This window comes from Sphingomonas sp. Leaf20, from assembly GCF_001421535.1.
GTDB lineage: Bacteria > Pseudomonadota > Alphaproteobacteria > Sphingomonadales > Sphingomonadaceae > Sphingomonas.
Genome location: NZ_LMKN01000009.1, coordinates 229917 through 255997, shown reverse-complemented (window position 1 = coordinate 255997; position 26081 = coordinate 229917). Strand labels below are relative to the sequence as shown.

Genomic DNA, 26081 nt, shown 5'->3' with positions numbered 1-26081 from the left:
GCGCGGCCCTCCCCGACCCCGGCCAGATCAGTCGACCGGCTCGTCCGCGAGTTCTTCCTCCAGCGCCGCGATGATCGCCTTGTTGAACGCGGGAATGTCGTCGGGCTTGCGGCTCGTGATCAGATTGTCGTCGACCACGACCTCCTCGTCGACGACCTCGGCACCAGCATTCTCGAGATCGGTGCGGATCGAGGGGTAGCTCGTCAGGCGGCGGCCATCGATCACGTCGGCCTCCGCGAGCAGCCACGGTGCGTGGCAGATCGCCGCGACGATCTTGCCGTCCTCCATGAACTCGGTGACGATCTCGATCGCGCGTTCCTCGAGCCGCATCACGTCGGGATTGGCGACGCCGCCCGGCAGGATCAGCGCATCATAATCGTCGGTATCGACCTCATCGAGCGTCAGGTCGGGCGTGGCGGTCTCCGCCTTGTTGATATCGCCCTTCATGCCCTGGATCGGATCGGTCTTGATCGACGCGAGCGTTACCTTCGCGCCCACCGCCTCGAGCGCCTTTCTGGGTTCGAACAATTCGACCGTCTCGAAACCATCGGTTGCGAGGATCAATACGCGTGCCTGGGACAGGTCGGCCATCTGACGTCTCCAATGAAATGCAGGATGAATTCGGTGTCCCCTCAACACCGCGCCGCCCGCGTCGTTCCGGAACGATGCGCCCTCCCGAACATTTCGAAAGGCGGTCGGATATTCCTCCGCCCCCGGGAGAAATGCGTGCCGACCCGAATCGTGTATTCCGATGACTCGAAGCCCGGCATCACGCGCAGGAAGATGCGGCATGGCTGGGGCTATTGGACTGCGAAGGGCGAGCGCATCACCGATCGCGACGAGATCGACCGGCTGAACGCGGTCGGCCTGCCCCCCGCGTATGGCGACGCCTGGTTCTGCCCCAAGCCGAACGGCCATATCCAGGCGGTCGGCTGGGACGAGAAGGGCCGGAAGCAATATCGCTATCACCCCGGCTTCCGCGAGGCGCAGGACGCGGCGAAATACGAGCGCTGCGCTGATTTCGGCCATGCGCTCCCCAAGCTCAGGAAGACCGTCGAGGCCGATCTGCGGAAACGCTCGCTGACCCGCGAGCGCGCGGTCGCCGCGGTCATCCGCCTCCTCGACGGCGGGCATATCCGCGTCGGCAACGAAGCCTATGCCGAAGCGAACGAGAGTTTCGGCGCGACGACGCTGCGCAAGCGCCACGGCGAGGTCAAAGGCGCGACGCTCAAACTTCAGTACAAGGGCAAGGCGGGCAAGCTGCGGACGCTCCGGATCACCGATCGCTCGCTCAGCAGCTTCGTCAAGAAATGTCAGGATCTCGACGAGCAGCATCTGTTTGCGTGGCTCGACGACGCGGGCGTGGCGCACCCCGTCACCTCGACCGACGTCAACTGTTATATCCGCGACGCCACCGGTACCGATTTCAGCGCCAAGCACTTCCGGACCTGGGCCGCGAGCGTCGCCGCGTTCGAGGCGCTCGCGTCCGCCGAGCGCGACCTCAGCCTGAAGGCGATGCTCGAGCCCGTCGTCGCACGGCTCGGCAACACGCACGCGATCGCGCGCAAGAGCTATGTCCACCCCTCGCTGATTGCCCTGGTCAAACAGGGGCAGTCGGCGTTTCGCAAGGCGCTCCGCCTTCCACGCGCCAAGCGCTATCTCAGCCGGGAGGAATGCGGCCTGATCGCGTTCCTCGAAGCCGGAACGCCCGCAACCATCGCCATTGCGGCCTGACGAGTATCCCGATGTCCACGACCAACAGCGTTGCCAAAGCCCCGATCTTCAACGCCGGCGATGTCGGCAACCAAGCGCAGGAATTCGTTGCCGCGAGCATTGCCTGGATCCAGGCCTATTGGCTGCAGATCCTGATCGCGTTCGGCGCGGGGGCGCTAATCGTCCTCGCGCTCCACACCGCCCGGCGCTTCGGCAGCAGCCTGTGCGAACGGCCCCGCGCGCTCAACGGCTGGGGGATCGTCGTCGGCAAGGCGATCGCGCGGACCAGCAACTTCTTCATCGTCATGCTCGCCGCAAAGCTGGTCGACGGCTATTCCGCCGCTCCCGGCCAGGTCGCGACCACGGTCAACTTCCTCTTCACCGTCGCCGCGGTCTTCCAGGCGGCGGTCTGGGTGCGCGAGATCATCCTTGGCGCGATCGAGCACCGCACGCAGTCCGAACATTATTCGGGCGAGGCGCTGCTGTCGGCGATGGGGCTGATCCGCCTGCTCGTCACGTTCGTCGTGTTCGCGGTCGCGCTCGTGGTGGTGCTCGACAATCTCGGCGTCAACGTCACCGGCCTCGTCGCGGGCCTCGGCGTGGGCGGCATCGCGATCGGTCTGGCCGCGCAGGGGATCTTCGCCGACCTGTTCGCCGCGCTCGCGATCATCTTCGACCGCCCGTTCCGCCGCGGCGATTCGATCAGCTACGACACCGCCTCGGGCAGCGTCGAGGCGATCGGGCTGAAATCGACGCGCATCCGCGGCATCGACGGCGAGGAGCGCGTCATCTCGAACAAGAACCTCCTCAACAAGGAGATCCTCAACAACACGCAGCGCAACCACCGCCGCGCGAAGTTCCTGATCGGCGTCACCTATTCGACCCCGCCCGAGGTCTGCTCGCGCATCCCCGCGATGCTGAAGGAGATCGTCGAGGCCAACGACAAGATCTTCACGCGCGCAGGCTTTACCGGCTTCGGCGCGTCGAGCCTCGATTTCGAGGTCCAGTTCGACAGCAAGGGCCCCGATTATGCGAGCTTCTACGACGGCCGCACCGCGGTCGGCATCGCCATCCTGAAGCGCTTCAACGACGAGAAGATCGAGATCGCGTTCCCGACGCAGGTTAACATGATGGCCGCGCCCGACGGGTCGATGGTGATGCCGTACCCCGAGATGCCGACACCGCGCGAAGCCGAGGCGACAAGGGGCTGATAAAGCGTCTCATAGCCCCCCCTCCGTCATCCCTGCGGAAGCGGGGATCCATAGACCCAACGGGTCGCGATACCCCTCCCGGCCAGCCAATATAGATCCCCGCCTGCGCGGGGATGACGAGGCGGGTGTAATTGCAAACGAACGGGATCAGCTCAGATCCCGCCCTCATCCAGCGACAGCAACGTCGCATTCCCCCCAGCCGACGTTGTATCCACCGACACCGCCCGCTCCGCACAGAACCGGTAGAGATAGCGCGGCCCGCCCGCCTTGGGCCCGGTCCCCGACAGCCCCTCGCCGCCGAACGGCTGCGATCCGACCACCGCGCCGATCATCGACCGGTTGATGTACAGGTTGCCCACCGCCGCCTCGGCCTCGATCACCTCGGACGCACGCGCGATCCGGCTGTGCAGCCCCATCGTCAGCCCGTAGCCCTTGGCGTTGACCCGCGCGATCGTCTCGCTCAGCTTGCCCGCCTCCCACGTCGCGACGTGGAGGATCGGCCCGAACCACTCCTCGTTCAGATCCTCGACCGCACCGATCCGTACCAAAGTCGGCGGCACGAATAGACCGTCCGCGGGCACGTCGAGCGTCTTGACGGTCTTCGCCGCCACGCGCGCGCGATACGCCATCAGCCGGTCATAGGCGGCCTGGTCGATCACCGGCCCGACATCGGTCGCCGGATCGCCCGCACGGCCGATCCTCAGCGTATCCATCGCGCCCGACAGCATCTCGATCACGCCGTCCGCGATATCCTCCTGCACCAGCAGCAGCCGCAGCGCCGAGCAGCGCTGCCCCGCCGAACGGAACGACGAGGCGATCACGTCCGCCACAACCTGCTCAGGCAGCGCGGTCGAATCGACGATCATCGCGTTGATCCCGCCCGTCTCCGCGATCAGCGGAACGATCGGCCGGCTGTCGTCCTCGAGCAGCGCGCGTGCGATCTTGCGCGACGTCGCGGTCGATCCGGTGAACGCGACGCCCTGGATGCGCGCGTCCGCGGTCAGCGCCGCGCCGACCTCGGGTCCGCCCGTGACGAGGATCAGCACGTCCGCCGGCACGCCCGCCTCATGCGCGAGTTCGACCGCGCGCGCGGCGATCCGCGGCGTCTGCGGCGCGGGCTTGGCCGCCACCGCATTGCCCGTGACGAGCGCCGCCACCGTCTGCCCCAGGAAGATCGCCAGCGGGAAGTTCCACGGCGCGATCGTCGCCCAGACGCCGCGCCCCTCGATATGCAGCATGTTGCGCTCGCCCGTCGGCCCCGGCAGCTCGATCGGCTGCAGCTTCGCGCGCGCCTGCTGCGCATAATAGCGGCAGAAATCGACCGCCTCGCGCACCTCGCCGATCGCGTCGGGGATCGTCTTGAACGCCTCCTGCACACAGATCGCCATCAGCTCGTCGCGATGCTTTTCGAGCAGGTCGGCCAGCCGGTCGAGACACGCCGCCCGCTCCTCGACCGGCGACCGCGACCAGCCCGGAAACGCCGCATGCGCGCGGGTGATCGCATCACTCACCGTTCCCCCGCGAAGGCGGGGGTCCAGCCCCTCCGGCTCACGCGCGGCAGCGCGGTCGGCGCCCTGCGCCGAGTCTGGGCCCCCGCCTTCGCGGGGGAACGCGCCCTGTGGCAATGGCGCATTCACGACCTTCACGGTCGCCGCCAGCGTATCCACGTCACTCAAATCGAGCCCCGCCGAATTCCGGTGCCCGTCCGCCCCGAACAGGTCGACCGGCAGCGGAATGCTCGGATGCCGCTTGCCCCCAACCGCCGCGATTTTCGCCACCGGATCCGCGAGGATCTCCCCCTCGGTCAGCCGCTCGTCCGCCAGCTGGTGCACAAAGCTCGAATTCGCCCCATTCTCCAGCAGACGCCGGACGAGATACGCCAGCAGGTCGCGGTGCCCACCGACCGGCGCATAGACGCGGCAGTGATAGCCATTCTCCTGCACCAGCCGCTCGTACAGCCCGTCGCCCATGCCGTGCAGCCGCTGGAACTCGAAATCGCGGCTGTTGCCCGCCCATTCCATGATCGTCGCGACGGTCAGCGCATTGTGGCTCGCGAACGCCGGCCGGATATTCTCCGCCGCCAGCATGTCCTTGGCAACCGCCAGATACGACACGTCGGTCGCCGCCTTGCGCGTGAACAGCGGATAGTCCGCCAGCCCCTCGACCTGCGTCCGCTTGATCTCGCTGTCCCAGTACGCGCCCTTGACCAGCCGCACGTTCATGATCCGGTCGAGCCCGTTCGCCCATGCGATCACCGGCCGCGCGCGCTTGCCGTACGCCTGCACCGCCATGCCGAACCCGTCCCAGCCCTTGAGCGACGGCAGCCCGGCGACCGTGCCGATGATGTCGAGGCTCATCTCGAGCCGCTCGGATTCCTCCGCATCGACGGTCAGCGCAATGCCCTTCGACGCCGCCTGCACCGCCAGCGCCTCGAGCATCTCGGTCAGCGCGGGTACGCACTCGCTCCACCGCGCGACCTCGTAGCGCGGGTGGAGCGCCGACAGCTTGACCGAGATCGAATGCCCCGCCGCGGGATCGCGCCCGACCGCGTCGACCGCGCCCACATAGGCCTGGAAATAGCGCTGCGCATCGGCATGCGTCCGCGCCGCCTCGCCGAGCATGTCGAAGCTCGCGGTAAATCCCTTGTTCTCGGGCCGCCGCATCCGCTTCATCGCCTCGTCGATGGTCCGGCCCATCACGAAGATCTCGCCCATCATCTTCATCGCGGCACCCACCGCCTGCCGCACGAACGGCTCGCCCGCGCGGCTGATCAGCCGGCGCAGCGGCCCGGTCGCACCCTCGCCGACCAGCACGCGGCCGACCACCAGCCCCCAGGTCGCCGAATTGACGAGCTTCGAATTCGACTTGCCCGCATGCGCACGCCAGTCGGCATCGCCCAGCTTGTCCGCGATCAGTAGGTCCGCGGTCTCGGGATCGGGCACGCGCAGGAACGCCTCGGCAAGGCTCAGCAACGCGACGCCTTCGGACGAATTCAGCCGATACTCCTGGAGGAACTGGTTCACCCACCCCTTGCTCTGCGCCGCGCGCAAATCGGCGAGCAGCCCGAGCGCATGACCCATCACCCGCTCGCGCGAATCCGAATCGAGCGCGGCACGCTCCAGCAGCGGTTTTAGAACATCGGGTTCGCTCGCCCGATACAGCTTTGCCATGGTGTTACGGGCATTGGACGTTACGGCAGTCGACATTTTCCAGCTTCCGGTTGGGTGAGGCTTGCGGTCGGCCAGCCTGTACGCCTAGAGACGTCGCAGCGCTTAGCGCCAAACAGGCTTGGAGGGGAATGCCGTGTCGACGATCAGCACCGCCGAGATGCAGAAGCGGATCGGTACCGAGACGCTGTCCGACTGGGTCGAGGTCACGCAAGCCATGATCGACAAGTTCGCCGACGCGACCGGCGACCACCAGTTCATCCATGTCGATCCCGCCCGCGCGGCGCAGACGCCGTTCGGCGGGACGATCGCGCACGGCTTCCTCACGCTCTCGCTGATGCCGCTCCTGTCGTCGAAGATCCCCGACGCGCCGAAGATCGAGGGCGCGAAGATGGGCGTCAATTACGGCGGCAATTCGGTGCGGTTCCTCACGCCCGTCCGCTCGGGCTCGAAGGTCCGCGGCCGCTTCAAGCTGCTCTCGTTCGACGAGAAGCGCCCCGGCCAGTGGCAGCAGACCAACAGCTTCGCGGTCGAGATCGAGGGCCAGGACAAGCCCGCCCTGATCGCCGAATGGATCAGCCAGGTTTTCGTTTGACCATTTCTTCCCGCCCGCTCGCGGGAGGGGACTTCAGAAAAAGGATAGCATCATGCGTTCAGCCGTCATCGTCTCCACCGCGCGCACCCCGATCGGCCGCGCCTATCGCGGTGCCTTCAACAACACCCCCGCGCCGACGCTCGCCTCGCATTCGATCAAGGCCGCGGTCGAGCGTGCCGGGATCGACGGCGGCGAGGTCGACGACGTCGTCTTCGGCTGCGCGCTGCAGCAGGGGCATCAGGCGGGCAATATCGCGCGCACCTCGCTGCTCCGCGCGGGGCTGCCGACGACGGTCAGCGGCATGTCGCTCGACCGCCAGTGCGCGAGCGGGCTGATGGCGATCGCCACCGCCGCCAAGCAGATCATCACCGACCAGATGGACATCACGATCGGCGGCGGGGTCGAGAGCATCAGCCTCGTCCAGACGCCGCAGATGCGCGTCGCCCCCGATCCCGAGCTGATCGCGATGCACCGCGACGTCTACATGCCGATGCTCCAGACCGCGGAGGTCGTCGCCAAGCGTTACGGCATCTCGCGCGACGCAATGGATGCCTATGCACTCCAGTCGCAGCAGCGTACCGCCGCCGCGCAGGCCGCGGGCTATTACGACGCCGAGATCGTGCCCGTCACCGCGAACATGGCGATCGTCAACAAGGAGACTAAGGACGTCACCTACAAGGAGGTGACGATCGCGCGCGACGAGGGCAACCGCGCCGACACGACGCTCGAAGGCCTCCAGTCGCTCAAGCCCGTGATGGGCCCCGACATGACGATCACCGCGGGCAATGCCAGCCAGCTGTCCGACGGGTCGTCCGCCTCGGTGCTGATGGAGGAGAAGATCGCGTCGCAGCGCGGGCTGCAGCCGCTAGGCCGCTATATCGGCATGGCCGTCGGCGGCACCGAACCCGACGAGATGGGGATCGGCCCGGTCGTTGCGATTCCCAAGCTGCTCAAGCGCTTCGGCCTCAAGATGGACGATATCGGCCTGTGGGAGCTGAACGAGGCGTTCGCGGTCCAGGTGCTCTATTGCCGCGACACGCTCGGCATCCCCGACGAACGGCTCAACGTCAGCGGCGGCGCGATCTCGATCGGCCACCCCTATGGCATGACGGGCGCGCGCGCGACCGGGCATGCGCTGATCGAGGGCAAGCGTCGCGGTGCGAAGCATGTCGTCGTGACGATGTGCGTCGGCGGCGGCATGGGTGCTGCCGGCCTGTTCGAAGTCCTGTAATCTTCGGCGAGCGGGGGCCGCAACCATCCCCCGCTCCACCCGTTCATTGTCGCAATCCAAATCCACAGGAGATCGATGATGGCCGACAAGGACACCCCCCAGGAAGTCGCACACAAGTTTATCGAAAAGCTGAAGTCGAGCCCGTTCGTGATGATCGGCCTAACCGATGGCGCGCATTCCGAGCCGATGACCGCGCAGATCGACGACGATCAGCCCAACGTGCTGTTCTTCTTCGCGGGTCGCGACAACCGGATCGCCAAGGGCGGCGACGCGATGGCGCAGTTCGTCGGCAAGGGGCATGATTTCTTCGCGTGCATGGCCGGTACCGTGTCGCAGATGAACGACCGCACGCAGATCGACAAGCTGTGGAACAACCAGGTCGAGGCATGGTTTCCCGGCGGCAAGGAAGATCCCAACCTGACGCTGCTCCGCTTCGACATCGATAGCGCAGAGCTGTGGGAAACCGACATCTCGCTGACCGGCCGCGTCAAGATGCTGTTCGGCGGCACGATTACGTCGAGCGAGTCGAGCAGCCACGCAGTCGTCGACTCGATCGGCTAAAATTGACGGTATGAAGAGGCTGCGGGCGGGGACACACACCCGCCCGCGCCCGCATACACCTTCCCTTTAACCCCCTACCCCGTCATCCCAGCGAAAGCTGGGATCTCCCGGTTCGGGCCGACAGGCCTGACAACAGGGATACCCAGCATTCGCCGAGGTGACGGCGGGGCGGGCGGACCGGAGAGGCCCGCCGGCATCGCGCACAGATCACCCGTGCGCGGTAATGAACTCCTCGACGACCGGCGCGATGATCGTGCGCCAGCGTGACCCGTTGAAGATGCCGTAATGGCCCGCACCATCGGCCATCAAATACCGCTTCTTGTCCTCTGGCAGCGCGGTGGCGAGCTTCAGCGCTGCCTTGGTCTGCCCAAGCCCCGAAATGTCGTCCCGCTCCCCCTCGATCGCCAGCAACGCGACGTCGGTGATCGCGCCCACGTCGATCGTCTTGCCGCGGTGCATCATCGTGCCGCGCGGCAGCGCATGGCTCTGGAACACCACGTCGATCGTCTGGAGATAGAATTCGGCGGTCATGTCGCAGACCGAGCGATATTCCTCGTAAAACGCCTGGCTCGCCGCCGCACTCTCGCCGTCGCCCTGGACGAGATGCTTATACATCTCCCAGTGCGAGACCATATGGTTGCCAAGGTTCATCGACATGAACCCCGCCAGCTGCAGGAACCCCGGATAGACCTTGCGTCCCGCACCCGGATAATTGCCCGGGACGGTGGCGATGACATTCTGCTCGAACCACGCATGCGGCCGCTCGGTGGCGAGCGTATTGACCGCGGTCGGCGCCTCGCGCGTATCGATCGGCCCGCCCATCATCGTCAGCGTCTTCGGCCGACAGGGGTGCTTGTCCGCGCTCATGACCGCGGCCGCGGCGAGACACGGAACCGAGGGCTGACAGACCGCGAGCATGTGCAGCCCGCCGTCCTCCTCGTTCGCACCGATCGTCTCGAGGAACGCGATCAGATAATCGATATAATCGTCGAGATCGAACCGTCCCGCCGATGCCGGCACCTGCCGCGCGTCGCGCCAGTCGGTGATGTAGACATCCGCCGACGGCAGCATCCGCTCGACTGTACCGCGCAACAGCGTCGCATAATGTCCCGACATCGGCGCGACGATCAGCAGCTTCGGCCCCGCCTGGACGACGCCCTCCGCATCGGTCCGCACGAACCGCTTGAGCTGCCCGAAATCCTTGCGCAGCACGATCTCCTCGCGGACCGCGATCTCGCGTCCGTCGATCTCGGTCCGATCGAGCCCGAACTCGGGCTTTCCGCGAGTCGCATTCGCATGTGCGAACACCTCGAGCGCCGACGCAACGACCGCCCCGCCGCCTAAATAGGCGAACGGGTTTGCCGAATTGTTGAGCATATCTGCGCCGAAACGCGCCATTTTACTGGCACTCGACAGCATCGAGCGCTGGAATTCATAAGCATCATAGAGCATGCGGTATCCTTTGCTCCATTATGGGCGCTTGCCCGCGTAATGCAAATGCCCTGCGATGCACTATCGGCGCCGGCTCCCGGATCGGGTCACATCCGCCATCCACGCGGCAGCTTTCATGTCTTATAGCCGATCGGCGGGCACGACGGCCGTCATTGAGTGGTAATCGTGCCGCTGCTACGCGGTCGGCATGGCCAAGCCGACACCCGAAGACAAAACGCCCCGCCGGATCGGCGACCTCGCAATGGTATGGCGCCACGCCGTCGCCTATCCACGCCAGATCACGATCGCAGGGCTCGCGTTGATGACGACCTCGGCGGCGACGATCGGGATTCCCTACGGGTTCAAGCGCGTCATCGACCGCGGCTTCGGCCCCGGCGCGAGCGGGTCGGTCGGAACCTCGTTCCATTACCTGCTGATGATCGTGGTCGTGCTCGCGCTCGCGACCGCGGTCCGCTTCTACTACGTGTCATGGCTCGGCGAACGCGTCGTCGCGGACATCCGGACCGACGTGCAGCGGCACCTGCTCCGGCTCACCCCGCGCTTCTTCGAGGAGAACCGCCCGTCCGAGATCGCGTCGCGGCTGACCTCCGACACCGCGCTCATCGAACAGGTCGTCGGCAGCACCGCGTCGATCGCGCTGCGCAACACCTTCACCGGCATCGGCGGTCTGATCTATCTGTTCGCGATCTCGCCAAAGCTCGCGGGGCTGCTGATGGTCGGCATCCCGCTGATCATCCTGCCGATCGCGCTGCTCGGCAAACGCGTCCGCAACCATTCGCGCACTTCGCAGGACCGGATTGCCGATGTCGGCGCGATCGCCACCGAAACGCTCGGCGCGATGAAGGTCGTGCAGGCGTTCGGCCAGGAAGACCGCGAGGCGGCACGCTTTGCCAAGGCCGTCAGCGACACCTTCGCCGCGGCGCGCGCGCGCATCCTGCTTCGCGCCGTCATGACCGCGATCGTCATCGGGCTCGTCTTCGGCTCGATCACGCTGGTGCTCTGGGAGGGCGCGATCGACGTCGCCGCGGGACGGATCAGCGGCGGCGCGATCGCGGCGTTCGTCCTCACCGGCGGGATCGTCGCGGGCGCGTTCGGCGCGCTGACCGAAGTCTATGGCGACCTGCTCCGCGGTGCGGGCGCCGCCGGGCGGCTGTCCGAGCTGCTCCGCGAACGGCCTGAGATCGCGACGCCCGCACAGCCGCGCGCGCTTCCGCAGCCCGCGGTCGGTGCGCTCGTGTTCGACGATGCCCGCTTCCATTACCCCACACGACGCGACGTCGCCGCGCTCAACGGCTTCTCGCTCGACGTGAAGCCCGGCGAGACGGTCGCGGTCGTCGGTCCGTCGGGCGCAGGCAAGACCACGTTGTTCCAGCTCGTCCAGCGCTTCTACGATCCCGACGCCGGCCGCGTCATGCTCGACGGCGTCGACCTGCGCGATGCCGATCCGGCGGAGGTGCGGTCGCGGATCGCGATGGTGCCGCAGGACACGGTGATCTTCGGCGCCTCGGCGCGCGACAATCTGCGCTATGGCGACTGGTCGGCGACCGACGACCGGCTCTGGGCCGCGGCGGAGGCCGCCAATGCCGCCGAATTCCTGCACAAGCTCCCCGACAAGCTCGACACCTTTCTCGGCGAGGGCGGTGCGCGCCTCTCCGGCGGGCAGCGCCAGCGCGTGACGATCGCACGCGCGCTGCTTCGCGATGCGCCGATCCTCCTGCTCGACGAGGCAACGAGCGCGCTCGACGCGGAGAGCGAGCGGCTCGTCCAGGAGGCGCTCGAGCGCCTGATGGCGAACCGCACGACGCTCGTGATCGCGCACCGCCTCGCGACCGTCCGCGCCGCCGAGCGGATCATCGTCATGAACGACGGGCAGATCGTCGAGGAGGGCTCGCACGGGTCGCTGATGACCAACAGCGGGCTCTATGCCCGGCTCGCGAGCCTCCAGTTCAACGAGGCGGCCTAGGCTTCGGCGTCTTGGGCACTTTGGGTTTGGGCGCTTTAGGTTTGGGCAGGGGCAGTTCCGCCGCCGAGATTCGGACGAGACCGGCGAGCCAGTCGGCGTCGTCCCAGCGATCGGCATCGATCAGCAGGCACGGCTTTGCCCCCGGATAGCGCGGTGCCTCGTCGACCGCGCCCGCATCGGCGCCCGCGCTCACATAGGCACGACCACCCGGCGTCGGCTTGACGAACAGCTGGTCGTCGCAGACCATCGCGACCATCCTGTCGTCGCAATAGAGCCCGTATTCGCCGAACATCGGCCGCGCGCGGACATCGCCCGCGCTCGCGATCTGCTCGAGGATGAACGCGACGATGCCAGGATCCGATGCCATGTTCGGATGATTGCAGATCCGCGCGGCCTTGGCGAGACGCGCGCCGCGGTCGCGTTTCGCTTGCGATGCGGCGCGGGCACGGGCAAAATCGCGGCGCAACGGGAAACCCCGCACAACAGGAGACGGATATGCGCGAGTTCGACGTCGTCATCTATGGCGCAACGGGGTTCACCGGCCGGCTCGTCGCCGAACATCTCGCGCAGACTTACCCAACCGGGGTGCGCTGGGCGATGGCCGGGCGTTCGCCCGGCAAGCTGGAGGAGGTTCGCGCGCTGATCGGCGCCCCGGCGGACACGCCGCTGATCACCGCCGACTCGGACGATCCGGCAAGCCTGCGCGCGATGGTCGAGCGTGCGACCGTGGTAATCACGACGGTCGGCCCCTATCAGCTCTACGGGTCCGCACTCGTCGCCGCCTGCGCCGCGACCGGCACCGGCTATGTCGATCTGTGCGGCGAGCCCGCATGGATGCGCCACATGATCGACGCGCACGAGGCCGAAGCCAGGCGCACCGGCGCGCGGATCGTCTTCTCCTGCGGGTTCGACAGCATCCCCTTCGATCTCGGCGTGCTGACGCTCCAGGAGGCGGCAAAGGCGCGCTACGGCAGGCCGGCGCCGCGCGTGAAGGGACGCGTTCGCAGCATGCAGGGCACTTTCTCGGGCGGCACCGCCGCGAGCCTCAAGGCAACGCTCGCCGCCGCCGCGCGCGATCCCGCGATTGTCCGGCTCCTCACCAGCCCGTTCGCGCTCACGCCCGGATTTACCGGCGCGCACCAGCCGACCGGGCTGATCCCCGAATATGACGCGACGCTGCAGGCCTGGGTCGCACCATTCGTGATGGCGCCGATCAACACCAAGAACGTCCATCGCACCAACGTCCTGCTCGGCGAGGCCTATGGCGCGGACTTCGTCTATGACGAGATGATGGTCGCCGGGCTCGGCGACATCGGCAAGGCGGCTGCCGAGGCGATCGCCAGGTTCAACCCGTTCGCGGGCGACAAGGCGCCCAAACCCGGCGAAGGCCCGTCCAAGGCCGAACGCGACGCAGGCCATTACGACATCCTCTTCGTCGGCATCATGCCCGATGGGTCGCGGATCGACACCGTCGTCACCGGCGACCGCGATCCCGGTTACGGATCGACCAGCAAGATGATCGCCGAAACCGCCTTGTGCCTCGTCGAGGACGACACGACGCGTGGCGGCATCTGGACGCCCGGCGCGCTGCTCGGTGCGACGCTGCGCGACCGGCTGATCGCCAAGGCCGGCCTCGGCTTCGTGACGAGCTGAAACCATGCTCGGCGATGCATCCGGAACCGCGTCTGAAACGTATGGTATCTGGCATGCGCACGTAACCGGAGGAACCAAGCTGCAGCTCGTCGGCCATTCGATGTCGGACCAGAACGGTGTTCTGCTGTCCATGGACTCCGCGGTCGAAGCGTTGCTTCAGCGGTGCGAAAGCGAACTCATCGGTCGATCGTTCGCGGAGATCACGCATCCCGACGACCGGACCCGAAACGTCGAGATGATCCGGCGTCTCGGCCCCGACGATGGCCCGATACGGATCCGCAAGCGCTATCTGATCCCCGACGCCGCGCCGATCTGCGTCGATCTCCAGGTCTCGCGTCTCGGCCGCGGCATCGACGCCGGGCGTCTCGTCGGCACCTTGTACGTTCCCGATACCGCGTCGATCCTGACCACGGGCGACGGCATCATGCCCGACCGGCTCTGGACGGTCGCGGCCAAGGTCGACGTGATGCTGCAGAAGCGCCGCGCGCATCTCGGGGACGATCTGTTCGGCGACCATGCGTGGCTGATCCTCGTCCAGGTCTATCTGGCGGAGGCGGAAGGCCGCCTCATCGATGCCGAGGAGATCGCCGACCGCACGCGGATGGACACGCCGCGCGTCGCCCGCTGGATCGCGGCGCTGACGGGCAAGCATCTGCTCGACCATCCCGAGGAAACGGGGCGAACGATCCAGTTGACCGCGCAGGGTCTTTCCAGCATCGAGACGCTGCTCGGCAACTACGCGAATTTCTGAGGCGGCAACGCCGGCTCGCGTCAGGCCTGCCGCCCCTCGTTCTGGACGTTCCTGCGTAATGACGCCCCCATCCGACGCCCCCCGCCAGGCTTCCCCCGACGACGCCCCGATCCGCGTCGCCGCGCTGTATCGCTTCACGCGCCTTTCGGATCTCGCGGCGATCAAGCCCCCTCTCGCGCAGCTCTGCTGCGCCAACGGCGTCAGGGGGACTTTGCTGCTGGCGAACGAGGGGATCAACGGGACGATCGCGGGGACCGACGACGGGATCGACGCGGTGCTCGCGCATATCCGCACGCTGCCCGGCTGTGCCGATCTCGAGGTCAAGGATTCGCGCGCGGCGACGATGCCGTTCCACCGGATGAAGGTCCGGCTCAAGCGCGAGATCGTGACGATGGGCGAGCCCGATATCGATCCGCTCGAAGACGTCGGCCATTATGTCGACCCCGCCGACTGGAACACGCTGATTGCCGATCCGGGGACGATCGTGATCGACACGCGCAACGACTATGAGGTCGCGGTCGGCAGCTTTGCCGGCGCGCTCGACCCGAAGACGCGCAGCTTCCGCGACTTCCCCGCCTGGTTCCGCGAGCACCGCGACGAACTCGTCGGCGACGGCCCGCCGCCAAGAATCGCGATGTTCTGCACCGGCGGGATCCGCTGCGAGAAGTCGACCGCGTTCCTGAAAGCGGAAGGGCTCGACGACGTCTATCACCTGAAGGGCGGCATCCTCAAATATCTCGAAACCGTGCCCGAGGCGGAAAGCCTGTGGGAGGGCGAATGCTTCGTCTTCGATCAGCGCGTCGCGGTCGGCCACGGCCTCGCGCCCGGTACGCACGGGCTGTGCCACGCCTGCCGCATGCCCGTCAGCGCCACCGACCGCGCCTCGCCACTCTATGTCGAGGGGATCAGCTGCCCCGCCTGCCACGACGCCCGCGACGAGGTGCAGCGCGCCGGCTACGCCGAACGCGAACGCCAGATGCGCCTCGCCAAAGCCCGCGGCCAGACGCACGTCGGCGCGGTCCTCCCCCAGACGCACGCGGATGACGACGGCCTCACTCCGTCATCCTGACGAAAGTCCGGATCCACACCCCCTTCCCGTCATCCTGACGAAAGTCAGGATCCAGAGTAACGGGCGGCACCCTTGTGGCTCTGGATCCTGACTTTCGTCAGGATGACGGAGTTTGGAGCACCTTCATCTTCGTCAGGATGACGGGGTTTGGATTTCGGATCCCAACCCGTGCGAACCCTCGGCAAACCGCGCCGCCAGCCCCGCATTCCCCTGCGACAGCGCCAGCGACGCCACACTGTTCCCCGCCGCATCGACCACCGCCGGATCCGCACCCTTCTCAAGCAGAAGGTCGATGATTGCCCCCTGGTTGAACAACGCCGCCATCATCAGCGCAGTCTGCCCGACGCCGTTGCGCCGGTTCACGTCCGCCCCTGCCGCGATCAGCATCCGCGCGATCCGCGTATAGCCCTTGAAGCACACCCCCATCAGCGCGGTATTGGCGGTGCTCGCCGGATCGCCATCGACCCGCGCGCCCGCGTCGAGCAGCAGCCGCGTCGTTGACTCCTGCGCATTGTAGCTCGCCAGCACGAGCGGGGTGTACCCCCGCGCATCGGTCACCTCGATATCGACCCCGGCCTGCAGCAGCGCGGGGATTATCTCGTCGCGCCCCATCCGCGCGGCATCGAACATCAGTTCGACCAGCCGCTCGATCGGCGGCAGCGGGGGCAGCTCGCGTACGTCAGTCATCATTCGCCTCGATGATATGCGGGACGAAGCGCGCCATGTTGCGCGTCACCACCGTCTCATCCTCCCGAACGCCGATCCCCGCGGCTTCGTTGCCGACGATCCACGCGCCGATCACCGGATGCCGCCCGTCGAACACCGGCGGCGGCGCATAGGCCTGGAGGATCGCGCCCTCCGCGCCATAGCCCTGGTCGAGAATGGCGGGCGTGCCGCCCTCCCCGCCGACGATCTCGACATTCGCCCCCTCGCGCGAGAAGAGCGGCTTGCGGACATGGCGCGGCCCCAGAATGCTCGCCGCCGGATCGCCGTCGAAATACGCCGGCAGCAGGTTCGGATGCCCGGGATGCCGCTCCCACAGCAGCGGCAGGATGCCCTTGTTCGACAGGATCGATTTCCACGCCGGCTCGATCCAGCGCACGTCCGCGCGCGACAGGTTCGGCGCATAGGGTTCGCGCAGCATGAACTCCCACGGATAGAGCTTGAACGCCGCCTGCACTTCGAAGCCCTCGGGATCGACGAACCGGCCGTCGGCGGCGAGGCCGATATCCTTCATCTCGACGAACTTGGGCTCGATCCCGACCTGGCTCGCCAGATCCTCGAAGAACCGCACCGTCTGCCGGTCCTCGATCGCGGTCGCGTCGGCGGCGAAATGGACGAAGCCGCCGCTCGGGAACAGCGCGCGGAACCGTTCGCGCAGCTTGTCGAACAGGCTGTTGAACTGGTCGGTCCCCGCCGGCATCGCCCCGCTCGCGAGCAGGTCCTCGAGCCACATCCACTGGAACGTCGCGCATTCGAACACCGATGTCGGCGTGTCGGCGTTATATTCGTAGAGCTTGGCCGGCCCCGTCCCGTCATAGGCGAAGTCGAACCGGCCATAGAGCGACGGCTGGCGCGTCCGCCACGTCTCGGCGACGTAATTCCACTGCTCGCGCGGGATCGCGAGCCGCTCCATCAGCTGCTGGTCGCGCACCACCTCGTCGACCAGTTCGAGGCACATCGCGTGCATCTGTTCGGCGGCGGGTTCGAGATCGTCCTCGATCTCCGCCAGCGTGAAGGCATAGGCGGCGCTCTCGTCCCAATAGGGCTCGATCGCGTCGCCGACCGCCGTGCCGTGATAGACGAACCCGATCGCGTCGGCCCGTTCGCGCCAGTCGCCGCGCGGGTCGACCGCGATCCGGCGCATCAGTTGTCCTGCGTCTTGCTATCGTCGCGCTGCTCGATCCGCAGCGTCTGGCCGAGCTGGTCGGTCTTGGGCGCGGTCAGCCGGGCGAGCACGTCGTCCGCGGACGACTGGCCCGGCAGGATCCCCGCCTGGCGCAGCTTCTCGTCGAGATCCGCGCCGGTGCGCCGGTCCTCGAGCTCGCCCGCCGCCTTGATCCGCTCGCCGCGGATCGCCTGCCGCTCGCGGATCCGCGCAAGGCTGTCCGCCGCGGAGCCCAGCTTGTTGCCCGCGCCGATGCTGCCCGATGCGACGGTCGCCTGCGCCTTCTGCACCGACTCGTTGACCTTGACGACCTCGACCTCGCGGCGGAGCTGCTCGATCTTGCGGTCGGTCTGCGCGACCGCGGTGTGGATCTGCTCCTCGGCGGCGCGCATGTCCTCGACCTGCGGGCTCTTCAGCGCGATGTCCTGTTCGAGATCGGCGATCCGCTGCGCGACCTGCCGTGCAAGGTCCATATTGCCCTTCTCGACCGCGATCCGCGCCGAGGCCTCGTATTTCGCGGCCTGCGCGCGGAAGCTCTCGACCTCGGTCTCGAGGATGCGACGGCGGGCGACGAGCCCGGCGAGATCGTCGCGCGCTTTCCCTTGCGCCTTGTCCGCGTCGCGGATCTCCTGGTCGAGAATCCGCAGGGCGTTCGCGTCGACGACCGCCGCGCCGGCTTCATGCGCGCCCGCCCGGCCGAGGGTAAAAATCTTGCTCCAGATGGCCATGCCAGTCTCTCCGTATGATGCTTTGGGTCAGGCGGCGGGGATCTGCGCGTTGCGCAGGTCGGTGGCCGCATCGATCGCGTTCTCGGCCAGCGTGCGCAGCTCGATCACTACCGTGTCGAGCCGGCTCGACGTCGCGAGTTCGCCGAACAGTTCGTAGTAATCGCGCCCCTCGACGCTGCCGATCCCGAAGTTCGACAGCGGCACGAGCTTCTGCGATTTCAGCAGGAACGCGTTGAACGCATTCTGGTCCTCCTGCTCGTCGCACGGCCAGAGCAAGGTCGAGGCGGAGATCTGCGCCTCGCTGACGTTGACGAACAGTTCGAGGTCGCCATGCTCGTGCATCGTGACGAGCAGGATCGGATCGGCCCCCTCGACGATCCGCGCGGTCAACTCACCCGTCTTGGCGGGCTCGGACGTATCGAGCGCGGCCTTCAGGCTGCGGACGGTCCAGGTGTCGGTCAAAGCAGAAACTCCCGTTCGTGTCTCTCCCGCCCACATAGGACGTGTCGCGAACCCTTGCTATGCCGTTCGCTCGCGAAAGCGGCGGCATCCGCATCCCCACTCCGCCCCCCCCCCCACTCCGTCATCCTGACGAAAGTCAGGATCCAGAGTAACAAGGCGCACCGCATCGTAACCCTGGATCCTGACTTTCGTCAGGATGACGGGAGGCGTGACGAAGCCGCGCCGACCAAGAACACCAACCCCGCCGCCCTTTGCGCCCCTCCCCGCTTTGCCCTATGCAGACCGCCAACACAGAAGCGAGGATTGCATGTTCGATCGCCTGTTCGGCCGCAAGCAACCGCTTGAGGGAACCGGACTCCCCGTCATCCGCAACGTCACGCTCGGCCGCACGGTGACGGTCGATCCGCTCGCGTGGCGCCGGTTCGGGGACGAACTGCTCTTCCCGTTCGACCGCGACACGCTCGTGATCGTCGCGCAGGGCCTCGTCGACCTCAACGAGGGCGGGTTCGTCCACCGTTTCTACACCGACGACGACATCATGTTCCAGGCGGTCTCGAACGACCGCGCGGGGCAGGACGTCACCGACGTCACGATCTTCGCGCCCTGGGACAGCGCCTACCCCTCCTCCGCCGCCCAGCGTCCGGCGTGGAAGACGCGGCTCAAGGCGCGCAGCTTCACCGCCGAGGGCCTCCCCGACTATGACCGCGTCTGGTTCGGCCCCGAGGCGAGCGAGCAGGAACCGGTGACCTTCTGGGAGGACATTCACGACGACCGCGACGGTATCGTCGACCGCCGCATCTTCCAGACCTGCATGCTGTTCGGCCGCGACCTGCCCGGCGACGACGGCCGCGAACTGCTGCTCGCCATCGACCAGGAGAACGAGGCGGGCGACGTCTCGTTCGAGATCATGCTGGGCATGGCACTGGAACTCGGCGAATTCCGCGCCTAGCATTGCACCAACGGCTTCGGGGATAGCAGATGTTCGATTATTACGGCTTCGGCGCCAGCGTGGGAGCCTTTCTGATCGCGTTCGTCGCGGCGGGTCTCTTCACGATCGCGTTCAAGATCATCTTCCAGGCGACCACGCCGTACAATGAGAAGGCGCTGATCCGCGACGGCAATACCGCTGCGGCGATCACGCTCGGCGCGGCGTTGCTGGGCTATGTCCTGCCGCTCGCGTCCGCGCTGACGCACACCGTCAGCCTCGTCGAATTCGCGGTGTGGGCGGTGCTTGCGGGCGTGATCCAGATCATCGCCGCGCTCGTCGTGCGCCGGCTCGTGATGCGCGACATCCACGACCGGATCGTCCGCGGCGACGTCGCCGCCGCGACCTATATGGCGAGCATCTCGCTGTGCGTCGGCATCCTCAACGCCGCGTGCATGACGAACTGAGAGGCAAAGACATGAAGCGTTCCAGCTCGATCGTCCTCACCGGCCTGATCGCGGGATCGGGGATCTCGCTGACCGCGTGCGACGGCGATGTCGGCGGCAAGCCCGTCGACGCGCAGAGCTACACCTCGGTCGCCGAGTGCCGCTCGGCAGGCGCGATCCCCGCGGTCCAGTGCGACGCCGCGTTCGAACAGGCCAAGACCGACGCCGCCAAGACCGCACCGCGGTTCGAGGACAAGCAGACCTGCGAGGAACAGTTCGGCGCGGCGCAGTGCGAACCGCGCAACAACGGCAGCGGCGGCAGCTTCTTCACGCCGTTGCTCACCGGCTTCATCATCGGCCAGGCGCTCAACGGCGGCTATGGCTATCGCGGCGCGCCGATGTACCGTGATCGCGCGGGCAATTATTACGGCGGCGCCGGCGGGCGTATCAGCCGCGACTATGTCACCGGCCGCACGCGCGTCGGCTCGGACGCCTTCACCCCCACTACCGCGCGCGCGCCGGCCCGCGTCCAGTCGCGCAGCTCGGTCATCTCGCGCGGCGGGTTCGGCGGCGGTTTCGGCGGCCGCGGCGGGTTCGGCGGTTGACCCCCTGATCCTCCCCCGCCCGAGGGGAGGGTCACGCGTCGCGCGCCACGCGCAGCATCGCCAGCGAGGCCACCGTCATAACCCCCGCCGCGATCAGCATCGCCCAGACCGGATCGCCCGGGAAGAACGTCCGCACCACCTGCCCCATCACCGACGACACGATCAGCTGCGGCAGCACGATGAAGATGTTGAACAGCCCCATATAGACGCCCAGCTTGCCCTGCGGCAGCGCGTTCGACAGCATCGCATAGGGTATCGTCAGGATCGACGACCAGGCGATCCCGATCAGCACCATCGACCCGATCAGCATCAGCGGATCGCGGATGACGAGGAACGAGGCAAACCCCGCCGCGCCGCTCAGCAGCCCGACGATATGCGCATCGCGCCGCCCGATCCGTGCCGCCAGCCACGGCATCACGAACGCCCACAGCGTCGCCACGCCGTTATACACCGCGAACAGCACGCCGACCCAGTTCGCCCCCTCGTTATACGCGGCGCTCGTTGTGTCGGTCGTCCCGAACACGTGCTGCGTGACGATCGGCGTGGTGTAGATCCACATGATGAACAGCGCCGACCAGGTGAAGAACTGGACCAGCGCGAGCCGCTTCATCGTGCCCGGCATGCTGCCGAGATCGCCGACGATCTGGCTGAGCACGTTCGACGCGCGTCCCGATCGCACCAGCGCGGCACTCACCAGCAACGCGGTCCCGAACGCGATCAGCCCGCCACCCAGCAGATAGACCGGCTTGTCGAGCCCGAAGCGCGAGACCGCGGCGATCACGATCGCCCCGAGCGCGATCCACACCGGCGCCAGCCGCGCCCGCGACGGGACGACGACCTCGTCGCGCACCGGGCTCTCGTCGGTGAACGCCGCCATCTGCGCGGGCGAATATTCGCGCGTCGTGAGGACGGTCCACAGCACCGCGAAGAACAACGCAAGTGCGCCGATATAGAAGCCATATTGCACCGAGGGCGGGATCCCCCCCGCAGGCGCGGTGTTAGCGACCTGGAATATGTCGGTGAGGATCATCGGCGCGAGGCTGCCGATCACCGCGCCCGCGCCGATGAACCCCGTCTGGAACGCATAGCCCGCGGTCCGCTGCCGGCTGCCCAGCATGTCGCCGACGAACGCGCGGAACGGCTCCATCGCGACGTTGAGCGACCCGTCGAGCATCCACAGCAACGCCGCCGCGACCCACAGCACCGGCGCATTGGGCATCGCCAGCAGCGCGACCGTCGCCAGCATCGCCCCCGCAAGGAAATAGGGTCGCCGCCGTCCCAGCACGCCCCAGGTCCGGTCGCTGTAATGCCCGATCACCGGCTGGACGAGCAGCCCCGTCAGCGGCGCCGCGATCCACAGGAAGGCGAGATCGTCGACCGACGTGCCGAGCGACTGGAAGATCCGGCTGACGTTCGCGTTCTGCAACGCAAAGCCGATCTGGATACCGAAAAAGCCGAACGAGATGTTCCACAGGCCCCAAAAGCCCTGCACGGGTTTCTCACGCGTCATGCCGTCCCCGTATCTGCATTCGTATCCGTATCCCCGTCCGATTCCGTCGCCACCGGCACGCCGGACGACCGACGCACGACCAGCGTCGTCGGCAGGACCGTGCTCGACACCGGCCGGTGGTCGATCCGCGCGAGCAGCATCTCGACGAGCCTGCGCCCGCCCTGCACCGTGTCCTGCGCCACCGTGGTCAGCGGCGGGTTCGCAAGGCTCGCCGCGGGTATGTCGTCGAACCCGATCACCGCGACGTCGCGCGGCACGATCAGACCGGCACCCGCCAGCACGCGCATCGCCGCCAGCGCGATCAGGTCGCTCGCCGCCACGATCCCGTCGAACGGCACGCCGCGCGCGATCAGCGCCTGCGCCGCGCGCGTACCGTCGTCCTCGGTAGTGATCGCATCGACCTGCAACCGCGGATCGACCTCGAGCCCCTCCGCGGCGATCGCCTTGACATAGCCGCGGTGCCGGTCGCGAAATTCGGGATAGTGATCGGTCGCATCGCCGAGGAACGCGATCCGGCGGCATCCGCGCTCGATCAGGTGGCGTGTCGCGACGGCACCACCTGCGACATTATCGCACCCGACCGTCAGCCCGGGCTCGTCGGGCTGGACCGATCCCCAGCGAATGAAATGCGTCCCCTGCGCGACCAGCAGGTCCAGCCGCGCGCGATAATCGGCATAGTCGCCATAGCCGAGCAGGATCAGCCCGTCGGCGCGGTGGCTGTCCTCGTAATCGGTATGCCAGTCCGACGAATAATTCTGGAACGACACCAGCAGGTCATAGCCGTGCTCGGCGCACGCCCCCATCATCGACCCCAGCATGCCGAGGAAGAACGGGTTGACCTCGGTCTCGTCGGGCGTCGGATCGCGAAAGATCAGCAACGCCAGCGTCCGCGTCTTGCCGCTGCGCAGGTTCGATGCGCTCCGGTCGACGGTATAGTTGAGCTGCTTGGCGATCGCCTCGATCCGCTGGCGCGTCGCGGTGCTCACCGTCGGGCTTCCCCGCAGCGCGCGCGACACCGTCGGCTGCGACACACCCGCGGCCTGCGCGATGTCGAACGACGTGGCTTTTCGCTGGGCACTCAAGACGGGATCCTCTCGCGGTCGCTCGGGCGGCGGCACGGTCGATCATCACTCCAGAAATGCCGTGAGGTCAACGCATTGGCGGCCGCTCTCTGTTGCAATTGGGTGACACAGCCGAAACGGCCGCATTGAATACGTATGTCGATCGATTGGCTTTCGCCCGGCGGAATTCCAATGGAGCGCCACACAGTGTCCAGCGCGCGAAAGATGCAGCGGGACGTTCAGGGGAGTTGAACATGACGACGTCGAAGCGTTTCCCGGCATCTGCCGCCCATAATATCCTCAACCTCTCGGCCAGCGGCGGCGCGCTCGCGGCCGCGCTGTTCGCGGCATCGGTCGCCGATGCGCAGGTTGCCGCCCCGACCGACCAGGCCGTGTCCGCGTCGCCATCGGCACCCGAGCCGACCGCCGCACAGCCCGACCAGACGCCCGCGACGACCGAGACCGCGTCAGACGACATCGTCGTCACCGGCTTCCGCGCCAGCCTGCGCTCGTCGATCGCGGTCAAGCGCAACCTCGACGTCGTCGCCGAGATCGTCTCGGCCGAGGATATCGGTCGTCTTCCCGACGTCTCGATCGCCGAGTCGCTCGCTCGCCTGCCCGGCGTCACCTCGCAGCGTACCGGTGGCCAGGCGTCCGCGATCAACATCCGCGGACTCAGCCAGGATCTCGTCTCCGCCACGCTCAACGGCCGCGAACAGGTCGCGACCTCGGGCAACCGCGTCATCGAATTCGACCAGTATCCCTCCGAGCTCATCAACCAGGCTGCGGTCTACAAGAGCCCCAAGGCCTCGCAGATCGAGGGCGGCGTCGCCGGCAAGGTCGAACTCAGCACCGCGCGTCCGCTCAGCATCCCCGGCAAGACGCTCGTCAGCGTCAACGTCCGCGGCGTCTATAACGACCGCGCCGGCCAGAATCCCGACGCCAGCGAGTTCGGCTATCGCGGCAGCGCCTCGATCCAGACCAAGCTGCTCGACGACACGCTCGGCCTCGCGGTCGGCTATGCCCGTCTGAAGCAGGCGAACGTCGCCACGCGCTTCGTCGGCTACGACTATACCGCCACCGGCCAGAACGGCAGCCCGGCGATCCGCGACCTCGACAGCAACGGCCGCGCCGACGCGATCGGCTATGGCTTCGAGGCGGTCCAGTCGGGCGGCAACGAGACCCGCGACGGCGTGCTCGGCAGCATCCAGTATGAGCCGACCGACACGTTCCGCGTCCTGCTCGACGGCTATTATTCGCGCTTCAAGTCGGACGTGTTCCGCCGCGGCATCCGGATCGAGAACCTGCAGCAGACCAGCAGCAACATCACCGACCCGACCGTCATCGGCAACACGATCGTCGGCGGCAACGCCTCGGGCATCCGCACGCGCACGATCCAGCAGAACGAGAACCGCCTCGACAAGCTCTACACCTTCGGCGGCAACGTCCAGAAGGACATCGGCCAGCTCACGCTGACCGCCGACGGCTCCTATTCGCGCGCGTCGAGCTTCTTCAACAATTCGGGTCTCGACGACAACGGCAACACGACCGCGACACCGACGACGCTCAGCTACAAGCTCGACGGTCTGAACGTCGGCTCGTTCTCGACCAACGCCAACTACACCGATCCCGCCGCGAACACGTTCGAGGGCTTCTACATCGTCCCGCAGAAGGACACCGACCGCCTCTATGCATTCGCGGGCAGCGCGCTGCTCAAGATCGACGGTCCATTCCTCAAGTCGTTCGAGGTCGGCGGCCGCTACGGCAACCGCAAGGCAGAGCGGGTGATCACCAGCTTCAACGCGTTCAGCTTCGCTGCACCCGTCACGCTGACCAGCGCCAATTCGACGACCGCGGGCTTCAAGGGCAAGTTCTCGTCCTTCCCCGACTTCATTGTCGCCGACATCGGCAGCATCTTCGACTCGCAGCTCGGCCCCGACCGCGTCGTCGACCAGGCGCAGGCGTTCACGCAGGACCAGAGCTTCACGATCGACGAGAAGACCTATGCCGGCTACGGCCAGCTCAACTTCGACACGATCGCCGGCTCGCTGCCGTTCAAGGGCAATATCGGCCTGCGCGTCGTCCACACCGACCAGAGCTCGTCCTCGACGATCTCGGACGGCGGCACCGGTCGCTACCTCAACACCCGCGGCCGCAAGTTCACCGACTGGCTGCCCCAGGCGAACTTCATCCTCGGCCTGACCGAGAACGACCAGGCCCGCCTGTCGCTCTCGCGCCAGATCTCGCGCCCGCGCTTCTTCGACTTCCGCAACTCGATCAGCACCAACCTCGTCAGCATCGGCGGCACCGCGGCGCGGCTCGACGGGTCGGGCGGCAACCCCGCGCTCCAGCCGTTCCGTGCCAACCAGTTCGACGCCACCTATGAGCATTATTTCGGCAACAGCGGTTCGCTCGTGCTCGGCGCTTTCTACAAGGACGTCCGCAGCTTCGTGATCGGCGGCGTCATCCCGAACTACGACTTCGCCGCCAACGGCATCAGCACCCCGCCGCTCGCGGGGACCGGCTTCACCAGCGTCGTCACGACCGGCAACCTGTTCGCACCGATCAACGGCAATGGCGGCTATGTCTATGGTTTCGAAGGCGCCATCACCAAGACGTTCGACTTCCTGCCGGCGCCGTTCGACGGCCTCGGCGCGGTGCTCAACATCTCGTACAACCAGTCCGACGTCAGCATCACCAACGCGATCAGCGGCAACACGCTCTCGCTGTCGCTGCCCGGCCTGTCGAAGATCGTCTCCAACCCGACGCTCTTCTACGAGAAGAACGGCTTCCAGACGCGCGTCTCGATGCGCTACCGCTCGAAGTTCGTCGCACCGCAGTTCGGCCTCAGCGAGCAGATCGTGACCAACGCCGCAGAGACCGTGTTCGACGCGCAGATGAGCTATGAATTCCCGCAGGGCAGCCCGCTCGCCGGGATGACGTTGCTCGCACAGGCGAACAACCTGACCGACCAGCCGACCCGCTCCTATTTCGGCCAGACCGCACAGACGGGCACGCTGCAATATTTCGGGCGTCAGTTCTATCTGGGTGCGAGCTTCCGCTTCTAACTGCCTGCAATACCGCCGTCCG

General features: G+C 66.9%; 23 protein-coding genes. 13 read left to right on the top strand and 10 right to left on the bottom strand.

Going from position 1 to position 26081, the window contains the following annotated elements; genetic code table 11:
- Positions 1–27: 27 nt before the first annotated feature.
- Positions 28–591 carry a type 1 glutamine amidotransferase domain-containing protein gene (locus ASE72_RS14615; protein WP_056022920.1) on the bottom strand — a complete coding sequence of 188 codons (564 nt, stop codon included), beginning with the start codon at positions 589–591 and terminating at the stop codon, positions 28–30.
- A gap of 192 nt (positions 592–783) precedes the next feature.
- On the opposite strand from ASE72_RS14615, the gene ASE72_RS14610 reads away from it, so the two are divergent.
- Both ASE72_RS14610 and ASE72_RS14605 read left to right on the top strand, forming a co-directional pair.
- Positions 784–1734, top strand: coding sequence for a DNA topoisomerase IB (locus ASE72_RS14610; protein ID WP_056024189.1), 951 nt, complete (start codon positions 784–786; stop codon positions 1732–1734).
- Positions 1735–1745: 11 nt separating this feature from the next.
- A complete protein-coding gene (locus ASE72_RS14605) occupies positions 1746–2924 on the top strand; it encodes a mechanosensitive ion channel family protein (protein WP_056022917.1) in 1179 nt (392 codons plus the stop codon).
- 152 nt (positions 2925–3076) lie between these two features.
- Here ASE72_RS14605 and putA read toward each other — a convergent pair whose 3' ends face one another.
- Positions 3077–6094, bottom strand: coding sequence for a bifunctional proline dehydrogenase/L-glutamate gamma-semialdehyde dehydrogenase PutA (gene putA, locus ASE72_RS14600; protein ID WP_056022914.1), 3018 nt, complete (start codon positions 6092–6094; stop codon positions 3077–3079).
- Positions 6095–6251: 157 nt separating this feature from the next.
- On the opposite strand from putA, the gene ASE72_RS14595 reads away from it, so the two are divergent.
- From ASE72_RS14595 to ASE72_RS14585, 3 genes are all read left to right on the top strand, one after another.
- On the top strand, positions 6252–6686 hold the full coding sequence (locus tag ASE72_RS14595) for a MaoC family dehydratase (RefSeq protein ID WP_200916339.1): 435 nt from the start codon (positions 6252–6254) through the stop codon (positions 6684–6686).
- A gap of 52 nt (positions 6687–6738) precedes the next feature.
- Positions 6739–7917: an acetyl-CoA C-acyltransferase gene (locus tag ASE72_RS14590; protein WP_056022907.1), complete on the top strand. Its 1179-nt coding sequence runs from the start codon at positions 6739–6741 to the stop codon at positions 7915–7917.
- A 78-nt stretch (positions 7918–7995) separates the two neighbouring features.
- Entirely contained in the window at positions 7996–8478 is a 483-nt protein-coding gene (locus tag ASE72_RS14585) for a pyridoxamine 5'-phosphate oxidase family protein (RefSeq protein ID WP_056024186.1), read from the top strand.
- 207 nt (positions 8479–8685) lie between these two features.
- Here the strand turns inward: ASE72_RS14585 and ASE72_RS14580 are convergent, their stop codons facing one another.
- The gene (locus ASE72_RS14580) at positions 8686–9930 is read right to left on the bottom strand and encodes a polyhydroxyalkanoate depolymerase (RefSeq protein WP_056022904.1); all 1245 of its coding nucleotides are present in this window, start codon (positions 9928–9930) and stop codon (positions 8686–8688) included.
- A gap of 187 nt (positions 9931–10117) precedes the next feature.
- On the opposite strand from ASE72_RS14580, the gene ASE72_RS14575 reads away from it, so the two are divergent.
- The gene (locus tag ASE72_RS14575) at positions 10118–11893 is read left to right on the top strand and encodes an ABC transporter transmembrane domain-containing protein (RefSeq protein ID WP_056022901.1); all 1776 of its coding nucleotides are present in this window, start codon (positions 10118–10120) and stop codon (positions 11891–11893) included.
- Here the strand turns inward: ASE72_RS14575 and ASE72_RS14570 are convergent.
- Positions 11877–12260 (bottom strand): TfoX/Sxy family protein, encoded by a 384-nt coding sequence (locus ASE72_RS14570; RefSeq protein WP_056024182.1) that lies wholly within the window; start codon positions 12258–12260, stop codon positions 11877–11879. The two genes, ASE72_RS14575 and ASE72_RS14570, sit on opposite strands and share 17 nt — an antisense overlap.
- A gap of 128 nt (positions 12261–12388) precedes the next feature.
- Between ASE72_RS14570 and ASE72_RS14565 the strand changes: the two genes are divergently transcribed.
- From ASE72_RS14565 to trhO, 3 genes are all read left to right on the top strand, one after another.
- Positions 12389–13546: a saccharopine dehydrogenase family protein gene (locus ASE72_RS14565; protein WP_056024179.1), complete on the top strand. Its 1158-nt coding sequence runs from the start codon at positions 12389–12391 to the stop codon at positions 13544–13546.
- A gap of 100 nt (positions 13547–13646) precedes the next feature.
- On the top strand, positions 13647–14297 hold the full coding sequence (locus ASE72_RS14560) for a PAS domain-containing protein (RefSeq protein ID WP_156350507.1): 651 nt from the start codon (positions 13647–13649) through the stop codon (positions 14295–14297).
- A gap of 58 nt (positions 14298–14355) precedes the next feature.
- Positions 14356–15366: an oxygen-dependent tRNA uridine(34) hydroxylase TrhO gene (gene trhO, locus ASE72_RS14555; protein ID WP_056022895.1), complete on the top strand. Its 1011-nt coding sequence runs from the start codon at positions 14356–14358 to the stop codon at positions 15364–15366.
- Between the two features lie 132 nt (positions 15367–15498).
- Here the strand turns inward: trhO and ASE72_RS14550 are convergent, their stop codons facing one another.
- The 4 genes from ASE72_RS14550 to ASE72_RS14535 are packed head-to-tail and all read right to left on the bottom strand — an operon-like array spanning position 15499 to position 18444.
- Complete coding sequence (locus ASE72_RS14550) at positions 15499–16053, bottom strand: ankyrin repeat domain-containing protein (RefSeq protein ID WP_056024176.1); 555 nt, start codon at positions 16051–16053, stop codon at positions 15499–15501.
- A complete protein-coding gene (locus ASE72_RS14545) occupies positions 16046–17233 on the bottom strand; it encodes a glutathionylspermidine synthase family protein (RefSeq protein ID WP_056022893.1) in 1188 nt (395 codons plus the stop codon). Before ASE72_RS14545 ends, ASE72_RS14550 begins: the two co-directional genes overlap by 8 nt.
- The gene (locus ASE72_RS14540) at positions 17233–17982 is read right to left on the bottom strand and encodes a PspA/IM30 family protein (protein ID WP_031440688.1); all 750 of its coding nucleotides are present in this window, start codon (positions 17980–17982) and stop codon (positions 17233–17235) included. Before ASE72_RS14540 ends, ASE72_RS14545 begins: the two co-directional genes overlap by 1 nt.
- 27 nt (positions 17983–18009) lie before the next feature.
- Positions 18010–18444, bottom strand: a complete 435-nt coding sequence (locus ASE72_RS14535) for a YjfI family protein (protein ID WP_056022889.1) — start codon at positions 18442–18444, stop codon at positions 18010–18012.
- A 307-nt stretch (positions 18445–18751) separates the two neighbouring features.
- Here ASE72_RS14535 and ASE72_RS14530 point away from each other — a divergent pair, with 307 nt between their 5' ends.
- The 3 genes from ASE72_RS14530 to ASE72_RS14520 are packed head-to-tail and all read left to right on the top strand — an operon-like array spanning position 18752 to position 20420.
- Positions 18752–19393 (top strand): DUF2491 family protein, encoded by a 642-nt coding sequence (locus ASE72_RS14530; RefSeq protein WP_056022884.1) that lies wholly within the window; start codon positions 18752–18754, stop codon positions 19391–19393.
- Positions 19394–19422: 29 nt separating this feature from the next.
- The gene (locus ASE72_RS14525) at positions 19423–19836 is read left to right on the top strand and encodes a DUF350 domain-containing protein (RefSeq protein ID WP_056022881.1); all 414 of its coding nucleotides are present in this window, start codon (positions 19423–19425) and stop codon (positions 19834–19836) included.
- Between the two features lie 11 nt (positions 19837–19847).
- Positions 19848–20420 carry a DUF1190 domain-containing protein gene (locus tag ASE72_RS14520; RefSeq protein ID WP_056022878.1) on the top strand — a complete coding sequence of 191 codons (573 nt, stop codon included), beginning with the start codon at positions 19848–19850 and terminating at the stop codon, positions 20418–20420.
- A 31-nt stretch (positions 20421–20451) separates the two neighbouring features.
- Here ASE72_RS14520 and ASE72_RS14515 read toward each other — a convergent pair whose 3' ends face one another.
- A complete protein-coding gene (locus ASE72_RS14515; RefSeq protein WP_056022875.1) occupies positions 20452–21930 on the bottom strand; it encodes an MFS transporter in 1479 nt (492 codons plus the stop codon).
- A complete protein-coding gene (locus ASE72_RS14510; RefSeq protein ID WP_056022871.1) occupies positions 21927–23012 on the bottom strand; it encodes a LacI family DNA-binding transcriptional regulator in 1086 nt (361 codons plus the stop codon). Before ASE72_RS14510 ends, ASE72_RS14515 begins: the two co-directional genes overlap by 4 nt.
- A 233-nt stretch (positions 23013–23245) precedes the next feature.
- On the opposite strand from ASE72_RS14510, the gene ASE72_RS14505 reads away from it, so the two are divergent.
- On the top strand, positions 23246–26059 hold the full coding sequence (locus tag ASE72_RS14505; RefSeq protein ID WP_056022868.1) for a TonB-dependent receptor: 2814 nt from the start codon (positions 23246–23248) through the stop codon (positions 26057–26059).
- The last annotated feature ends 22 nt before the right edge of the window (positions 26060–26081 follow it).